This window comes from Tsukamurella sputi (assembly GCF_007858445.1).
In the GTDB taxonomy this organism is placed as follows: domain Bacteria; phylum Actinomycetota; class Actinomycetes; order Mycobacteriales; family Mycobacteriaceae; genus Tsukamurella; species Tsukamurella sputi.
Genome location: NZ_VIGV01000057.1, coordinates 1 through 673 on the forward strand (window position 1 = coordinate 1; position 673 = coordinate 673).

A 673-nucleotide genomic window follows, 5' to 3' on the forward strand; every position below is an offset into this window, starting at 1 on the left:
ATGATTAATTGCTATCGATTGAGCGATATTTTGCATCATAATCGTTTTACCCGCCTTAGGTGGCGCGACGATCATACTTCTCTGCCCCTTACCGATGGGGGCAACAATATCCATTAAACGTGCGGTAATATCTTCACTCGAACCATTTCCTAACTCCATTTTTAAGGGCGCATTAGGATGAATCGGTGTTAAATTTTCAAAAGCGATTTTACGACGATTTTTACTTACCGGCTCATAGTTAATCTCATTAACTTTAACTAAAGCAAAATATTTTTCATTATCCTTAGGCGCCCGAATAACACCAGAAACGGTATCGCCCGTTCGTAAATTGAAGCGTCTTATTTGAGAAGGGCTGATATAGACATCATCGGGCCCTGCTAAGAAGGAGCTATCTACCCCTCTTAAAAAACCGTATCCATCATTAAGGACTTCAAGCACCCCATCACCAATAACCTCACCCCCCTTTTCTGCTTGTTCTTGTAAAATGGCAAAGATGAGCTCATGCTTTTTCGCCCGCATCAGACCATGGATATTCATTTCTTCGGCAATATCTACTAGCTCTTGGGCTGTTTTTTGTTTTAGTTCTGTTAGATTCATAGATTGATTTTATAAAAAGTATAAGAGAGGATTCTAAAATTCTTTTTAGAATAGATAAGATATGTTTATTTTGTAG

General features: G+C 38.5%; 1 protein-coding gene. It reads right to left on the reverse strand.

The annotated features are described in order from the left end of the window. Positions 1-597: Rho termination factor N-terminal domain-containing protein (locus tag FK268_RS25875; protein WP_193560324.1), on the reverse strand; the 597-nt coding region annotated here is incomplete at its 3' end. Between the last annotated feature and the right edge of the window lie 76 nt (positions 598-673).